This window comes from Sorangium sp. So ce204, from assembly GCF_051526795.1.
GTDB classification, from domain to species: Bacteria; Myxococcota_A; Polyangia; order Polyangiales; family Polyangiaceae; genus Sorangium; species Sorangium cellulosum_B.
Genome location: NZ_CP150317.1, coordinates 9,688,773 through 9,704,826 on the forward strand (window position 1 = coordinate 9,688,773; position 16,054 = coordinate 9,704,826).

13 protein-coding genes and 1 pseudogene are annotated in these 16,054 nt (G+C 70.8%); 13 read left to right on the top strand and 1 reads right to left on the bottom strand.

The annotated features are described in order from the left end of the window. The first annotated feature begins 587 nt into the window (after positions 1-587). The 9 genes from WMF22_RS36370 (at position 588) to WMF22_RS36410 (ending at position 10,839) form a co-directional block, all read left to right on the top strand. Complete coding sequence (locus WMF22_RS36370) at positions 588-1,706, top strand: NAD-dependent epimerase/dehydratase family protein (protein WP_437294544.1); 1,119 nt, start codon at positions 588-590, stop codon at positions 1,704-1,706. Beyond that, on the top strand, positions 1,703-2,839 hold the full coding sequence (locus WMF22_RS36375) for an SDR family NAD(P)-dependent oxidoreductase (protein WP_437294545.1): 1,137 nt from the start codon (positions 1,703-1,705) through the stop codon (positions 2,837-2,839). Before WMF22_RS36370 ends, WMF22_RS36375 begins: the two co-directional genes overlap by 4 nt. After that, on the top strand, positions 2,836-4,137 hold the full coding sequence (locus tag WMF22_RS36380) for a TIGR04295 family B12-binding domain-containing radical SAM protein (protein WP_438037315.1): 1,302 nt from the start codon (positions 2,836-2,838) through the stop codon (positions 4,135-4,137). Before WMF22_RS36375 ends, WMF22_RS36380 begins: the two co-directional genes overlap by 4 nt. Continuing rightward, positions 4,130-5,305 carry a glycosyltransferase family 4 protein gene (locus tag WMF22_RS36385; RefSeq protein WP_438032724.1) on the top strand — a complete coding sequence of 392 codons (1,176 nt, stop codon included), beginning with the start codon at positions 4,130-4,132 and terminating at the stop codon, positions 5,303-5,305. The genes WMF22_RS36380 and WMF22_RS36385 overlap by 8 nt, the downstream gene beginning before the upstream one ends. Continuing rightward, positions 5,296-6,441: a CgeB family protein gene (locus tag WMF22_RS36390; protein ID WP_438032725.1), complete on the top strand. Its 1,146-nt coding sequence runs from the start codon at positions 5,296-5,298 to the stop codon at positions 6,439-6,441. Before WMF22_RS36385 ends, WMF22_RS36390 begins: the two co-directional genes overlap by 10 nt. Beyond that, positions 6,438-7,577 carry a CgeB family protein gene (locus tag WMF22_RS36395; protein WP_438032726.1) on the top strand — a complete coding sequence of 380 codons (1,140 nt, stop codon included), beginning with the start codon at positions 6,438-6,440 and terminating at the stop codon, positions 7,575-7,577. The genes WMF22_RS36390 and WMF22_RS36395 overlap by 4 nt, the downstream gene beginning before the upstream one ends. Continuing rightward, a complete protein-coding gene (locus WMF22_RS36400) occupies positions 7,574-8,737 on the top strand; it encodes a CgeB family protein (RefSeq protein ID WP_438032727.1) in 1,164 nt (387 codons plus the stop codon). Before WMF22_RS36395 ends, WMF22_RS36400 begins: the two co-directional genes overlap by 4 nt. Then, positions 8,734-9,741, top strand: a complete 1,008-nt coding sequence (locus WMF22_RS36405) for a UDP-glucuronic acid decarboxylase family protein (protein WP_437294550.1) — start codon at positions 8,734-8,736, stop codon at positions 9,739-9,741. The genes WMF22_RS36400 and WMF22_RS36405 overlap by 4 nt, the downstream gene beginning before the upstream one ends. Positions 9,742-9,870: 129 nt before the next feature. Beyond that, the gene (locus WMF22_RS36410) at positions 9,871-10,839 is read left to right on the top strand and encodes a hypothetical protein (RefSeq protein WP_437294551.1); all 969 of its coding nucleotides are present in this window, start codon (positions 9,871-9,873) and stop codon (positions 10,837-10,839) included. Between the two features lie 44 nt (positions 10,840-10,883). Here the strand turns inward: WMF22_RS36410 and WMF22_RS36415 are convergent, their stop codons facing one another. Then, complete coding sequence (locus WMF22_RS36415) at positions 10,884-11,525, bottom strand: Uma2 family endonuclease (protein ID WP_438032728.1); 642 nt, start codon at positions 11,523-11,525, stop codon at positions 10,884-10,886. 187 nt (positions 11,526-11,712) lie between these two features. On the opposite strand from WMF22_RS36415, the gene WMF22_RS36420 reads away from it, so the two are divergent. The 4 genes and pseudogenes from WMF22_RS36420 (at position 11,713) to WMF22_RS36435 (ending at position 15,998) form a co-directional block, all read left to right on the top strand. Continuing rightward, the gene (locus WMF22_RS36420; protein WP_438032729.1) at positions 11,713-12,480 is read left to right on the top strand and encodes a TetR/AcrR family transcriptional regulator; all 768 of its coding nucleotides are present in this window, start codon (positions 11,713-11,715) and stop codon (positions 12,478-12,480) included. 78 nt (positions 12,481-12,558) lie between these two features. Further along, positions 12,559-13,023: an ABA4-like family protein gene (locus tag WMF22_RS36425; protein WP_438032730.1), complete on the top strand. Its 465-nt coding sequence runs from the start codon at positions 12,559-12,561 to the stop codon at positions 13,021-13,023. Positions 13,024-13,047: 24 nt separating this feature from the next. Then, positions 13,048-13,323 (top strand): annotated as a pseudogene (locus WMF22_RS36430) (hypothetical protein); the annotation flags it as partial. Between the two features lie 257 nt (positions 13,324-13,580). Next, positions 13,581-15,998: a type VI secretion system Vgr family protein gene (locus WMF22_RS36435; protein WP_438032731.1), complete on the top strand. Its 2,418-nt coding sequence runs from the start codon at positions 13,581-13,583 to the stop codon at positions 15,996-15,998. Positions 15,999-16,054: the final 56 nt, after the last annotated feature.

Genomic DNA, 16,054 nt, shown 5'->3' on the forward strand with positions numbered 1-16,054 from the left:
TCGTACGGGAGGCCCGCGCGCTGCGGGCGGCGGCCAGCTTAGCAGCGCCCGTGCCCGGCCGGGGCCGCGCGGCGCTGGCGCCGCCCGCGCGCTCCCGCGCTGGCGCCGCTCGCGCGCCGGCAGAATGCCTGGGAATCCCCCGGAGCTCAACGCAATGCCGCTGGCGACACGCAAGCGATCAGGAGCATCGCTACGGATTCACCCGAACCGCTCCGACGTCAGCGGATCTCGCGCACTCGAACGGTACAGACTGGCCCGGTAGACAGACGGGAAAGCCCCTATGGGCTCGCCAGACTCGAGCATTCCCCAGCGGAGCACGGAAAATCGCACGGAGCGGCCCCTTGTTGAATACCTCACAAACCGTGTTGCGTGATCGTGAGTCGCATGATACTCGGATGGCGTCCGGGGCAACGATCATGCCCTGTTTGCAACGAACGGAGCCGAACACGACGCGCAGCGATCCGCCGGAGCACGATGTCATCGCAAGGGAACCTCGGCCTCCGGCCTCATCTGATCTCGCTCGCCTCGCCTGTTCTGCCCGGGCTCGCGGCGCCTCCGCCGCGCGCTGATCATCGAACCAGAGGGATATGACGAGTCACGTCCTCATCACCGGTGGAGCGGGGTTCATCGGCTCTCACGTGGCCGACGAGCTCCTGCGCCAGGGGGTCCGCGTCCGGGCGCTCGACAGCCTGGTCCCTCAGGTGCACGGCCCCGACCGCAACCGCCCGGCGTACCTCGACCCGGAGGTCGAGCTCATCGTGGGTGATGTCCGCGACCGGGACGCGGTGAAATCGGCGCTCCGCGGCGTGGACGCGGTCGTCCACTTCGCGTCCGCGGTCGGGGTCGGACAGAGCATGTACAAGATCGCGGAGTACACCTCGATCAACAACCTCGGCACCGCCGTGCTGCTCGAGGAGCTCGCCGCGAAGCCTGTCTCGAGGCTGCTCGTCGCCTCGAGCATGAGCGTGTATGGCGAGGGGCTCTACCGGGCGGCCTCCGGCGCGGTGGTCCCCGGCGCGAGCCGGCCGCTCGAGCAGCTCAAGCGCGGCGACTGGGAGGTCCGGAGCGAGGCGGGCGAGGCGCTCGTGCCCATCCCGACGCCCGAGTCCAAGCCCCCGTCGCTCGAGTCGGTCTATGCGCTCTCCAAGTACGACCAGGAGCGGCTCTGCCTGATGATCGGGCGCGCGTACCAGATCCCGACCGTCGCCCTCCGCTTCTTCAACGTCTACGGCCGCCGTCAGGCCCTCTCCAACCCGTACACCGGCGTCCTCGCCATCTTCGCCGCGAGGCTCCTCAACGACCGTCCGCCCGTGATCTTCGAGGACGGGCTGCAGCGGCGCGATCTCGTGAGCGTCACCGACGTCGCCCGCGCCTGCGTCCGGGCCCTCGGCGCCGACGCCGCGGTGGGCCAGGTGCTCAACATCGGCAGCGGGCGGTCGTACACCGTGCGTGAGGTCGCCGAGCGCGTCCGCGAGGTGATGGGGAAGAGCGGTATCGAGCCCGAGATCGTCGGAAAATCCCGGCTGGGCGACGTCCGGCACTGCTTCGCCGACATCGGCGCGGCGCAGCAGAAGATCGGGTATGCGCCCCGGGTCTCGCTCGAGGAGGGGCTCCGCGATCTCGCCGGCTGGCTCGAGGGGCAGGTGGCGAAGGACGCTGTCGCCCAGGCCCGCGCCGAGCTCGAGTCCAGGGGGCTCACGGTATGAGCGCCGCGGCGGATGGCCCGGGCGGCGCGACCGCAGCGCCGGGGCGCCCGGCGCTGATCACCGGCGGCGCCGGCTTCATCGGGGCCAACCTGGCCCACCGCCTGCTCCAGGCGGGAGAGGCGGTGATCCTCTTCGACAACCTCTCCCGCCCCTCGGTGGCGCGCAACGTCGAGTGGTTGAGGCGCACCCACGGCGACCGCGTCACGCTGATCACCGGCGACGTGAGGGACGCCCGCGCTGTCGCGGCCGCGGTCCGGCGCGCCTCGAGCGTCTTCCACTTCGCCGCCCAGGTGGCCGTGACGACGAGCCTCGTCCAGCCGGTGGAAGACTTCGAGATCAACGCCCGCGGGACGCTCAATGTGCTCGAGGCGATCCGCGCCGAGAGCGCCCCGCCGCCGCTCCTCCTCACGTCCACCAACAAGGTGTACGGCGGCCTCCCCGACGTCCCGCTCTCGTGCGGCGGCCGGCGCTACGAGCCCGCGGATCCGGAGCTCCGGGCCTCCGGCGTCTCCGAGGCCCGCCCGCTCGATTTCCACAGCCCCTACGGCTGCTCCAAGGGCGCGGCGGACCAGTACGTCATCGATTATGCCCGCACCTTCGGGCTCCCCGCGGCGGTGTTCCGGATGAGCTGTATCTACGGTCCTCGGCAGTTCGGGACCGAGGACCAGGGGTGGGTCGCGCATTTCCTCCTCCAGGCGCTCCGGCGGGAGCCGATCACCCTTTACGGCGACGGGATGCAGGTGCGTGACGTGCTCTTCATCGACGACCTCGTCGACGCGCTCCTCCTCGCCCGCAGGGACATCCGGCAGATCTCGGCGTCGGCGTTCAACGTCGGCGGGGGCCCGGAGAACACGCTCAGCCTGCTCGAGCTGCTCGATCTCATCGAGGAGCTCGACGGCAAGCGCCCCCTGATCGGCTTCGAGGGGTGGCGGCCGGGCGATCAGCGGTACTACGTCTCCGACTGCCGCCGGCTCTCCGCGGCCACGGGGTGGTGGCCGCGCGTCCGGGTCCGCGAGGGGGTGCGCAGGCTGCACGGCTGGCTGCGGGAGATGACGGAGGCGACCGGCGCCGCGAAGGCCGCCGCCGGCGCCGGCCAGCCCGCGAAGGAGCCGTGCGCGGGGGGCGTCCGGTGAGGTTCGCGCTCGTCAACCCGGCCTGGAGCTTCGAGGGGAGCATCTATTTCGGCTGCCGCGAGCCTCACCTGCCCCTCGAATACGGCTACGCCAGGGCGCTGCTCGAGGCCGCGGGCCACGAGGCGACCCTCGTCGACGCCCAGGCCCGGGGCCTCGCCGACGGCGCCCTCCGCGACGAGGTGGCCGCGCTCCGCGCCGACGCCATCGTGATGACCACCGCGCCGAGCTACCTCTTCTGGCGCTGCGCCCCGCCCGAGCTCCGCGTCCCGCAGCAGGCGCTCCGCGCGCTCCACGGGCTGCCAGGGCTCCGGTTCGCGGTGGGCCCCCACGCCTCCACCACGCCCCGCGCCACCCTGCGCAAGCTCGGGGTCGACGCCGTGGTGATGGGCGAGTGCGAGGACGTGCTGGTGGAGCTCGCCGATCGCCCGCGATCGCGCTGGGGCGAGATCGACGCGATCGCCTGGCTGGACGGCGACGAGGCGCGCGTGCAGGGCGGCCCGCGCGCGTCGGACATGGCCCGGCTGCCGGCCCTGCGCTGGGACGACGCCACGGTGGCGCGCCACGCCCACCACCACCACCGCTTCGACACCACGCCGATCGGCCCCGGCGCCGAGGTCGAGGCGTCGAGAGGGTGCCCGTACCACTGCACCTTCTGCGCGAAGGACAACTTCCGCGAGGGCTACCGCAAGCGCCCCCTCGGCGTGCTCCTCGACGAGATCGACGGGCTCGTCGCCCAGGGGGTTCGTTACGTCTATTTCATCGACGAGATCTTCCTGCCGGATCGCCCGCTGCTCGAGGCGCTCGTCGATCGCCCGGTGTCGTTCGGCGTCCAGATGCGCGTCGATAACTGGAGCCGGGAGATGCTCGACCTGCTCGGGAGAGCGGGGTGCGTCTCGATCGAGGCAGGGGTGGAGAGCGTCACCCGGGAGGGCAGGAGCCTCCTGGCCAAGCGCTGCAGGCTCTCGACCGAGCAGCTCGGTGATCTCCTGATCCACGCCAAGAAGAGCGTCCCCTTCGTCCAGGCGAACCTGATCCAGTCGCCGACCGACGATCCGGCGGACGTCGCCGCCTTCCGGGAGCGGCTCCGGCAGCACGGCGTGTGGGCGAACGAGCCGGTGCCGATGTTCCCTTACCCGGGCTCGCCCGAGTACACGATGCGCTGGGGCGCCCCCGACGACGAGGCGTGGGAGCGCTCGGTCGCGCACTACCTCGATCAGTTCGAGCGCTTCAGCGACCTCCAGGACAGCCGCCCTCTCCCGCTCTCCGCGCTGGAGATCGCGCCCCCCGGCCATGGCTGACGCCGCGCGCGCCCCCGGCTCGGTCCTGATGACCGCCGACACGGTGGGGGGCGTCTTCTCCTACGCGCTCGCGCTCGCGCGCGCGCTCGCGGCGCGCGGGGTCCGGACGTCGCTCGCCACCCTCGGCGGGCCGCTCTCCGCGCCCCAGCGCGAGGCCGCGGGCCGCGTGCCCGGGCTCGCCGTCTTCGAGAGCTCCTTCCGGCTCGAGTGGATGGAGGATCCCTGGGACGACGTCGCGCGCGCCGGGGACTGGCTCCTCGAGCTCGAGGAGCGCGTCCGGCCGGCGCTGATCCACCTGAACGGCTATGCGCACGGCGCGCTCGGCTTCCGCGCCCCGAAGCTCGTTGTGGCCCACTCGTGCGTCCTCTCCTGGTGGGCCGCGGTCCTCGGCGGGGAGGCGCCGCCGCGGTACGATCGCTACCGGCGCGAGGTGGCCCGGGGGCTCGCCGCCGCGTCGGCGGTGGTGGCCCCGACCCGGGCGATGCTCGACGCGCTCCTGCGCCACCACGGCCCGCTCCCCGGGGGCGCGCGGGCGGAGGTGATCCCCAACGCCGCCGACCCCGCGCGGTTCGCCCCGCGCCCCAAGGTTGAGCTCGTCCTCGCGGTCGGGCGGCTCTGGGACCAGGCCAAGAACATCGAGGCGCTCGGCGAGGTGGCCCCTCACCTGCCCTGGCCGATCCAGGTGGCAGGGAGCGACGTCCGCCCGGGCGCGGGCGCGGGCGCGACACCCCTCCCTTCGCACCTCCCCTCGCTCGAGCACCTCGGCGTGCTCTCGCCGTCCGCCGTCGCCGCCGCGCTCGGCCGCGCGTCGATCTACGCTCACCCGGCCCGCTACGAGCCGTTCGGCCTGTCGGTCCTGGAGGCTGCGCTCTCCGGGTGCGCCCTCGTCCTGGGCGACATCCCCAGCCTGCGCGAGGTCTGGGGGGACGCGGCCCTCTACGTGGATCCCGGCGACACGGAGGCCCTCCGGCGCGCGCTCCGGGCGCTCATCGACGCGCCCGGCGCGCGGCGCGAGATGGCCACGCGCGCCCGCGCCCGCGCCCTCGGCTTCTCGCCGCGGCGGATGGCCCGGGGCTACCTGCGCCTCTACGGCGAGCTCCTCGAGCGCGGGCCTGGCGAAGAAGAGCGCTCGCCGTGGAGGAGAGGAGAGCACGCGCCATGCGCATAGCCCTGTTCTGCCACTCCCTGCTCTCCGACTGGAACCACGGGAACGCGCACTTCCTCCGCGGCGTGGTCACCGAGCTCGCCGAGCGCGGGCACGAGGTCCGCGCCTTCGAGCCGAGGGACGCCTGGAGCCTCCAGAACCTCGTCGCCGATCACGGCGAGGCGCCGCTGCGCGAGGTGAGGGAGGTCTACCCGCGCGTCGATCCGATCCGGTACGATCTTGCCTCGCTCGACCTCGACGAGGCGCTCGAGGGCACCTCGCTCGTCCTCGTCCACGAGTGGAGCGAGCCCGAGCTGGTCGCCCGCATCGGCGCGCACCGGGCACACGCGTCGCGCGCGTCGTACCGGCTGCTCTTCCACGACACACACCACCGGTCGGTCACGGATCCCGGGGCCATGGCCCGCTACGACCTCACCCGCTACGACGGCGTCCTCGCCTTCGGCCGGGTGATCCGCGACCTCTACCTCGCGCGCCGCTGGGCCCGCCGGGCCTTCGTCTGGCACGAGGCCGCGGACGTCCGCGTGTTCCGCCCGCGCCGCGGGGCCCGGCCCGAGCGCGATCTCGTGTGGATCGGCAACTGGGGCGACGAGGAGCGCACCCGCGAGCTCGACGCGTTCCTGATCGGCCCGGCGCGCGATCTCGGCCTCTCCGCCCGCGTGCACGGGGTGCGTTACCCCGACCACGCCCGCGCCGCGCTCGACGCGGCCGGCATCGAGCACCGGGGCTGGCTCCCCAACTACCGCGCTCCCGAGGCGTTCGCGCGGGCCAGGGTGACCGTCCACGTCCCGAGGAGGCCCTACGTCGCCTCGCTCCCGGGGATCCCGACCATCCGGCCGTTCGAGGCCATGGCCTGCGCCATCCCGCTCGTCTGCTCGCCGTGGAGCGACGCGGAGGGGCTGTTCTCGCCCGGCCGCGACTACCTCGTCGCCCGGGACGGCGACGAGATGAAGCGGCGCCTCGCGGCCCTGCTCGCCGAGCCCGCCCTGGCCGCCGAGCTGGCGGAGCGGGGGCACGCGACGATCCTCGCGCGCCACACGTGCGCCCACCGGGTCGACGAGCTCCTCGCCATCGCCGCCGAGCTCGGCGTCGAGGTCGACCGCCCCGCGCCCGCCGCCCCACCCCAGCGAGCCACGTCATGAACCGACCCAGCCCACGCCCGACCGCGAGCCGATCGCTCGACATCGCCTTCTTCGGATCGAGCCTCGTCTCCGCCTACTGGAACGGAGCCGCCACCTACTACCGCGGCATCCTCCGCGCCCTCGCGGCGCGAGGGCACCGCATCACCTTCCACGAGCCGGACGCCTACGATCGCCAGAAGCACCGCGACATCGACGACCCGCCGTGGGCCCGCGTCGTCGTCTACTCCGGCGCCGACCCCGCGGAGCCCAGGCGGCTCGTCGAGCAGGCCCGGAGCGCCGACGTCGTCGTCAAGGCCAGCGGCGTCGGCGTCTTCGACGAGCTGCTCGAGGCCGAGGTCGCCGCGCTCGATCGGCCGGGGCTCACCACGATCTTCTGGGACGTCGACGCCCCGGCCACGCTCGAGCGGGTCCGCGCCGCGCCGTCGGACCCCTTCCGCGCGCAGATCCCGCGCTTCAACCTGGTCTTCACCTACGGCGGCGGCGACCCGGTGGTGCGCGGCTACGAGGCGCTCGGCGCGCGGCGCTGCGCGCCGATCTACAACGCGCTCGACCCCGAGACCCACCTCGAGGTCCAGCCAGACCCTCGATTTCATTGCGATTTTGCGCTGCTCGCCAACCGCCTGCCGGACCGGGAGCGGCGCGTGGAGGAGTTCTTCCTGCGGCCCGCGGCCGCGCTCCCCGGGCTCCGGTTCCTCCTTGGCGGCAGCGGCTGGCAGGACAAGGCGATGCCCCCGAACGTCCGGTACGTCGGGCACGTCTACACGGCGGACCACAACGCCTTCAACGCCAGCGCCCGCGCGGTGCTGAACGTGGCCCGCGACAGCATGGCGTCGGTCGGCTTCTCCCCGGCGACCCGGGTCTTCGAGGCCGCGGGCGCGGCCGCGTGCCTCGTCACGGACGCGTGGGAGGGGATCGAGCTCTTCCTCGAGCCCGGGCGCGAGGTGCTCGTCGCGAGGAGCGGCGACGACGTCGTGGAGATCCTCCGGGCGCTCACGCCCGAGCGAGCCCGCGCCATCGGCAGGGCGGCGAAGCAGCGCGTGCTGGCGGGGCACACCTACGCCGAGCGCGCCAGGCAGGTCGAGGCCCTGCTGGCCCGCCCCGACGGCGCAACCCTCACCGCGATCGCGCCGCCGTGAAGCCCATCTCCTTCGTCTTCCTGGGCCTGTCGATCACCTCGTCGTGGGGCAACGGCCACGCGACGACGTACCGCGGGCTGCTCCGGCGGCTGGCCCAGCGGGGGCACGGCGTGCTGTTCCTGGAGCGGGACCTCTCGTTCTACGCCGAGAACCGCGACCTCCCGAGCCCGCCCTACGGCCGGACCGAGCTCTACCGGGGGCTCGACGATCTCCGCGCGCGCTTCGGGGGCGCGGTGCGCGACGCGGACCTGGTGGTCGTCGGGTCCTACGTGCCCGACGGCGCCGAGGTCGGCGCCTGGGTGACGGAGACGGCGCGCGGGAAGACCGCGTTCTACGACATCGACACGCCGGTGACGCTCAAGCAGATCGAGCGGGGCGGCGCCGGGTACCTGTCTCCGGCGCTCATCCCGCGGTACGACCTGTACCTCTCGTTCACCGGCGGCCCGACGCTCGAGCGGATCGAGCGCCGCCACGGGGCGAAGCGGGCGCGGCCGCTCTACTGCGCGGTGGATCCGGACGAGTATTTCCCGGAGCGCGCGCCGCCCCGGTGGGATCTCGGCTACCTCGGCACGTACAGCGCCGATCGCCAGCCCACGCTGGACCGGCTCCTCGTCGCGCCGGCGCGCCGCTGGGGGCGCGGCCGCTTCGTTGTCGCCGGCCCGCAGTACCCGGCGGACATCGGCTGGCCCACCAACGTCGAGCGCACGGATCACGTCCCGCCGGGCGCGCACCGCGGCTTTTACGGCGCGCAGCGCTTCACGCTCAACGTCACCCGCCGGGACATGATCGAGGCGGGGTACTCGCCGAGCGTGCGCCTCTTCGAGGCCGCGGCCTGCGGGGTGCCGGTGATCAGCGACGACTGGCCGGGCCTCGACGAGCTCTTCGAGCCGGGCAAGGAGATCCTGGTCGCCCGCTCCCCGGAGGAGGTGCTCCACCTGATCCGCGAGCTCCCCGAGCGGGAGCGGATCGCGATCGGCCAGCGGGCGCGCGAGCGCGTGCTCGCCCGACACACGGCGGCGCACCGCGCCGAGGCGCTGGAGAGGTACACCCGGGAGCTGCTCGACGAGCAGGACGCGCCGGAGCGCCGGAGCGCCCGGGGGGCCGGGGACGATGACGTCGACGTGGGGAGTCGACCTGGAGAGGAGGTCAGAGAGACATGAGCGCAGCGCTCCGCATCCTGGTGACCGGGGGCGCCGGATTCGTCGGCTCCCACCTGTGTGATCGGCTGATCCGGGAGGGCCACGAGGTCGTCGCGCTCGACGATCTCTCGACGGGCTCCCGGGACAACGTCGCCCATCTCCTCTCTCACCGGCGCTTCCGGCTGGTGGAGCACGATGTCATGCAGCCGTACGAGCGGGAGGTCGACCGCATCTACAACCTCGCCTCGCCGGCGAGCCCGCCGCATTACCAGCGCGATCCGGTCCGTACCACGCTGGTCAACGTGCTCGGCGCGCTCCACGCGCTGAAGCTCGCCGAGGGCTGCGGGGCGCGCGTCTTCCAGGCGTCGACCAGCGAGGTCTACGGCGATCCCGAGGTCCACCCGCAGCCGGAGGGCTACCGGGGCGCGGTGAACCCGATCGGGATCCGCTCCTGTTATGACGAGGGGAAGCGGTGCGCCGAGTCGCTGATGATGGACTTCCACCGCCGCGGCGTCGAGGTGCGCCTGGCGCGGATCTTCAACACGTACGGTCCGCGCATGGCGCTCGATGACGGTCGGGTGGTGTCGAACTTCATCGTACAGGCGCTCCGGGGTGAGGACCTCACCGTGTACGGCGACGGCTCCCAGACACGGAGCTTCTGCTACGTGGAGGACCTCATCGACGGGATCGTCCGGCTGATGGAGCACCCGGCCGAGACGGGCCCGGTGAACCTGGGCAATCCCGAGGAGTTCACCGTACTTGAGCTCGCCGAGGAGGTGCTTCACCTGACCGGGAGCCGGGGTCGGGTGGTGTTCCGTCCGCTGCCCGAGGACGATCCGAGGCAGCGGCAGCCGGTGATCGACCGCGCGCGGCGGGTGCTCGGCTTCGAGCCGAAGGTGCCGTTGCGCACGGGCCTGCGCCGCACGATCGAGGGATTCCGGAGCGCGCTCGGGCTGGGCCATCGCGCACCTGGGCTCCCGATGTCGGACGATGACGCACCGTTGCCCCGTGCGGCGAACGGCTGAGCCGAGCCGACCGTAGAGTCGCTGCGGCGCCCATGATACCGTCAGCTCTCTGACGCCCGATTGTCGCACAGGGCCGTGCGGCGAACGGCAGGGGCACTGCGCCCTTAACTTAGAGCGAAGGAGAGCGGCATGGATCTCAGGGCATGGTGCGCGGCGCTCTGCGCGGCGACGGTGGGTCTCGTGGGCTGCGGCGGGGACTCGGGAACGAGCAATACCGGCGGTTCGTCGGACGGCTCGGGCTCGGGCATCGGGCAGGGGAGTGGTTCCAGCGGCCAAGGGGGTTCCTTCGGCGAGGGGGTCGGCTCCGGGATCGGGTCCGGATCCGGCAGCGGGACGACCGGGGGAGGCGGCAGCGGCGCGGGCTCCTCGGGGTGCGAGCACGTCGATGTCGTGTTCGCGCTCGACAACTCCTCGAGCATGGATGAGGAGAAGGCGTCGATGCGCGACGTCGTGTTCCCGGCGTTCGCGCAGGCGTTGCTCGATATCGACGGCATCCGCGACTTCCGCGCGGCCGTGATGGACGCCTGCCCCCTCCCCGCCACCTTCCACACGCGCGGCGCCGCGGGTGAGTGCTCGTTCCAGAGCGGCAAGGCGTGGATGGAGAGCTCGAGCACCGACCTCACGGGCGAGTTTCAGTGCGCTGCAGATCTCTATGTGGACGACATCGAGTGCACCGAAACCAATGACGACGAGCAGCCCGTGTCCTCGATCGCCGCCGCGCTGGAGCCGCCGTTCTCGACCGGCGAGAACGCGGGGTTCCTCCGCAACGACGCGTTGCTGGTGGTCGTGGCGATCACCGACGAGGACGAGCAGCCCGCCCCGCGCCAGACGCCGCAGCAGATCCACGATCGGCTGGTCGCCGCGAAGGGCGACGCGAAGAACGTGGTGTTCCTCGGCATCGGCGGAAGGCGGCAGTGCGAGGGCGCTTATGGGGACGCGGAGGAGGCCGAGGACATGCAGAGGCTCGTGGACCTGTTCGCCGCCGATGGCCGTGGGTTCTTCTGGGATCTCTGCGAAGGGCACCTCGAGGACGGCCTCACGAGCGCCCTCGCGGCGATCGAAGAGGCGTGTGTGGAGTTCGTGCCCACCGTGAACTGACGATGAACTGACGAAGGGCGGCGCCGTGAGGCGCCGCCGGCAGGCTACCGCGGCAAGCTCTCCTGGTCTTCCTCCGGCGCTTCGCCCTCGTCGGCGCCGAGCTGCTCGACTTCCCCCCACAACGCATCGAGTTCCAGCCGGAGCCCTTCGCATCCAGGCACATCGATGCTCCCATCGGTCGCGTCGAGCGCGTGCGCGTAGCGCCCATCCGCCCCGAGCTCGAGGAGCTCGATGCTCCGGAGCTGCGGATCGACGATCCAGTACCAGCGCACCCCGAAGGCGGCATATTCGCGGAGCTTCTCGACACGATCGCGGCGCCCGTCGCTCGGCGTGGGGGAGACGACCTCGACGGCGATATCGGGCGGGATACGCACCAGCCCCCGCGCTGGTGGCCTCCGGCTTCCGGGGAAAAAGACGGTCACGTCGGGCTTCCGGCCCCGCTGCGGCTTCACCGCGAATTTTGCGTCCGAGCCGCCCACCAGCCCGCCGCGGGGGGTGATCCAGGCGCGGAGCATGTGGATCAACCAGCCGACCACGACCTCGTGAACGTAGCCGGACACCTCTTCCTCCACGAGCAACCCGTCCACGAGCTCGCCCGGCTCATCCTCGGGCAGGGCCGCCCACTCGACGAGCGACATCCGCCGGCCTGACGCGGGTGCGGGTGAACGAGCCGCAGCCTGGACCATGAACCGAGCCTATCACGCCTGCCGCAAGGGGTGTACCGCGAGGGCGGCCCGCCCGCTGCTCCCACCAGGCGCGCGCAAGCATCCGCCGCGTGTCGGCGAGGCGCGAGGCGCGAGGCGCGAGGCGTGAGGGCCGGCGGGGGTGACGGCGGACCCGGGAGACCACCGCAATGCGCTCGAGAAGGGAGCCTTGACGGTAGACCATGCTACCGTTATAAAAAGTAACACTGTTACGAACGACGACAGGAGCGGCAGTCACGCCGCCCGGAGGCCAGGCGACACGGACATGGCGAGCGCGCGCCCGAAGACAACGAAGACCAGCGGCACGACCCAGGCGGAGCGCCTGCAGGCGTCGAGCCAGCAGCGCCGCGAGCAGCAGAAGGAGAACCTGCGGGGCGCGATCCTTTCGGCGGCGGGCGAGCTGTTTCTGGAGCAGGGCTACGAGGCGTTCTCGATGCGCCAGGTGGCCGAGCGCATCGGCTACTCGGCGACGACGATCTACCGCTATTACGAGGACAAGGACGATCTCCTGTTCGCCATCGTCCACGACGGCTTCACCGACTTCCAGCGGGCGCTCGTCGCGGCCGCCGAGAGCACGGCGGACCCGATCGAGCGGCTCGTGGCGCTCGGCGCCGCGTACGTGCGCTTCGGCATGGATAACCCGGTGCATTATCGGCTGATGTTCATGCAGCGCTTCGACTTCGTCTTCGACCAGCGGAAAGCGCGGCGACAGCCGATGATCGATTCGTTCGACGTGCTGCAAAACGCTGTCGCGTCCGCGATGGATGCCGGCGCTATGCAGCGCGGCGACGTGGAGCGCCACAGCCAGGTGGTCTGGGCCCTGGTCCACGGGATCACCGCCCTCGGCCTGGCCGACCGCGGCCGCTTCACGGCCGACGACGTCGACCGGACCCTGGAGATCGCCATGAAGATGATGGTCCGGGGCCTGCGCCCCTGATCGCTCTCTTTATTCCCGCAAAGTTAACACTGTTACGAATAGTTTCATCGTTACAATCAGCAGCCGGTGGAGGGTATGATGGATAGGGTCTTTGGGCTGAGCGGGCTCCTCGTGATGCCGTTCTGGTTCCTGATGATTTTTCTGCCCCGCGCTCGATGGACGCGGCGGATCATGGAGTCGCCGCTCGTGATCGTCGCGCCCGCGCTGCTCTACACGGCGCTCGTCCTCCCGGTCATCCGCGAGGTGTTCCCGATCGTCAACCAGCCGAGCCTCGCGGCGGTCGCCCAGCTGCTCGGCTCGCCCGCGGGCGCCACGATCGGCTGGGTTCATTTCCTCGCCTTCGATCTCTTCGTGGGCCGGTGGGTGTACCTCGACAGCCGCGATCGCGACATCTCGCCGTGGCTCATGGCCCCGGTGCTCTATCTGACGCTGATGCTCGGGCCGCTGGGGTTCTCGCTCTACCTCGCCGTCCGCGCGATCGCCGCTCGATCGCCGCGCGCCGTCGTCGCGACCGCGGCGCCGCGCCCCGCCGGGGAGGCCTGACATGAGCGCCCGCTCGCTGAGCCCGCGCACGGCGTGGGCGTCGCCGACGGCGGGCCAGGGCTCCCCGTCGTCAACTGGAGCACGCGCGGAGGCGACCTGCGCATCGCCCACTTCTTCGGGATGCACGCGCTGCAAGCCGTCCCGCTGGTCGGCTACTGGCTGTCGGCGAGGGCGTCGGGCTCAGGGCCGCGCATGCGGCGGGCAACGCGATGGGTGATCGCGTTCGCCATCGGCTACGGCGCCGTCGCGCTGGCGCTCTTCCTGACGGCCCTCGCAGGGCGACCGCTGATCCGGATGTAGCGCGCCGAGAGGACGGCGGTCCTGCGCCGCTGGAAGCTAAAGAGGCGAGCCGGCGCAGATCGCCGACCACTGCCGCGTGACGATGGGCGCGAGCAGGATGTCGTCAAGCGGACGACGTCGCCTGCGACGAGTCCGTCACTTCATCGTCATCGATAGACAACAACAAGCAGGTAGCCCGCCACACAATTGACACAAATTCCGTCTAGGCTCTCCAGCGCGTCTGCGCCTGCCGCTGTTTCCCACCCGTGAGGCTCGCCATGCCCGACAATTTTGTCGTCCAATCCAGCGCCCTGCCCTCTTCCACCAAGCTCGTAGCTTTTCATGGCACCGAGGGCATCTCGAGGCCCTATCGCTTCGAGCTCTACCTGGTGATGACGAACGACGTCGGCCAGAGCTTCGATATGGCGGCGGCCGTGGGGCAGCCGGTGAGCATCTCCCTGGAGCGGAGCGACGGCGGCGAGCCATTCCTGCGGAGCGGCGTCCTCGGCAGCATCGAGCTCATCAACGAGTTCGCCGGCCGGTCCGTCTTCCGGGCCACCATGGTCCCGCGCCTCGCCTTGCTCGCCATGTCGTTCCACAGCCGGGTCTTCACCGCGCAGGCCATCCCGGCGATCCTTCGAGCCGTCCTTCAGAAGGGCGGCGTCACGGACTGCTCCCTCCAGCTCCAGGGCTCCTACACCGCCGAAGAGCATGTCTGTCAGTACCGCGAGACCGACTATGCCTTCGTCGCCCGGTGGATGGAGCGCGAAGGCATCTATTATCACTTCGAGCATGGGGAGGGCGGCGAGACGCTGGTGCTCGTCGATGACAAGTCGGCCCATCAGCCCCATGGCGGCAAGCCCATTCGTTATTACCCGCAGCCAGGCGGCGCCAACACAGCGAAGGACACGTTCCACGCCTTCACCTGCCGGCATGACGCCATGCCCGGCACGGTCCGCCTCAAGGACTACAACTACGCCACGCCGGCCGTACCGGTCACCGGGCAGGCGTCGGTCAGCCCCAGCGGCTTCGGCGAGGTCAGCCTGTACGGCGCGCGGTTCTTCTCGTCGGGCGACGGGGCGCGGCTGGCGCGGATCAAGGCCGAGAGCCTCTCCGCGACCGGCGTCGTCTACCAGGCGATGGGCAAGGCGGCGACGGTGGTCCCCGGGTTCACCTTCGAGATCGAGGACCACCCGCGGGCCGCGTTCAACACGAAGTACCTGACCATCGAGGTCGAGCACTGGTCCAACCAGGCCCCGGACATGCCCGAGCTCCGCGACTTCGCGACGTGGACCGAGAACTACCGCATGGAGGCCAGGGCCATCCCCGTGACGACGCAGTTCCGCGCGCCGCAGGTCACCGAGTGGCCGCGCATCTACGGCACCGAGATCGCGATCGTCGAGGGCGCGGCGGTCAGCGAGTACGCGCAGATCGACACCCATGGTCGCTACCGGATCAAGTTCCACTTCGACGAGAGCGACCTGAGCGGGGGGAAGGCGTCGACCTGGGTCCGGATGCTGCAGCCCCACGGCGGCGGCATCGAGGGCTTCCACTTCCCGCTGCGCGCCGGCGTCGAGATCATGTGCGCCTTCGAGGGGGGCGATCCCGACCGGCCGGCCATCGTCGGCGTCGCGCCCAACGCGCTGACGCCGAGCCCGGTCACGTCGGGGAACAACACGCGGAACGTGATCCAGACGGGCGGGCGGAACCGGCTCGAGCTCGAAGACCAGGCCGGGCAAGAGCGGATCACGCTGTCGACGCCTTATGACAACACCTACCTCCGGATGGGGGCGCCCAACGGCGGCGCCTCGTACGAGGTCAAGTCGCAAGGCCACGCTTATGTGTGGATCGGAGGCAGCTCCGAGAACATCGTGACTGGCAACCGAACGGCGATCACCGTGGGCATCTCCGAGAGCGTGATCGGGGGCTTCAGCTTGAGCGCCGTCGGAGGGTACGCCGGGAGCTTCATCGCTGGATACTCACAGAACGTGATCTTGGGCTATCGCCACACGACCATCCTCGGCAATGAAAAGACGACCCTCCGCGGCAACCGAAAGACCGCCATCACGAGGAATCGGAGCACGAAGATCGGGGGCGACGACACGTTCACGCTCGTGGGCGATCGCGTCGCCACAATCAGGGGCAACAGCAGTTTGCGCATCATGGGGAAGCGCAACACCCAGATCAGAGGCAAGGACGACAGCACCTTCTTCAACGGGCGAGAGACGACGGTCTTCGTATCGAACAAAACGACGATCAACGGCACCAGCGAGACCGATGTCACCGGGACCCGACGCACAGACGTCCGCGGCCATGCCACCGGCAACTTTTACGCAGGGCGAACGACCACCGTGCACGCGGGGGGGAGCTCGAAGACGATCAGAGGCGGTAACACCGCCAAGATCTATGGCCCCAGAAAAACCACGGTCTATGGACCGAGCTCGAGCGCCATCCATGGCCCCGCCGAGAGCAAGATAACAGGCCTCTACACGACCAAGATCGGGTCGCGCGTCGAGATCATCAACGGAACAAAATACGAGAACATCAAGGGGCTAGCGTTCAAACGCGCCCCCTTGGAGATAAAGAAATTGAACGCAGCGGAAATCTCGGCAAAGGGCTACAAGGCCTCAGCCGAGATAATGACGATCAAGACTCGGCTCGGCCTCTCGAACGCGGACTTGCACATCCTGAAGTAATCCACCCATCGAGCGTGGAACAGGCTCGCGCTCGCCGCCGAGTCATAGATCCATCG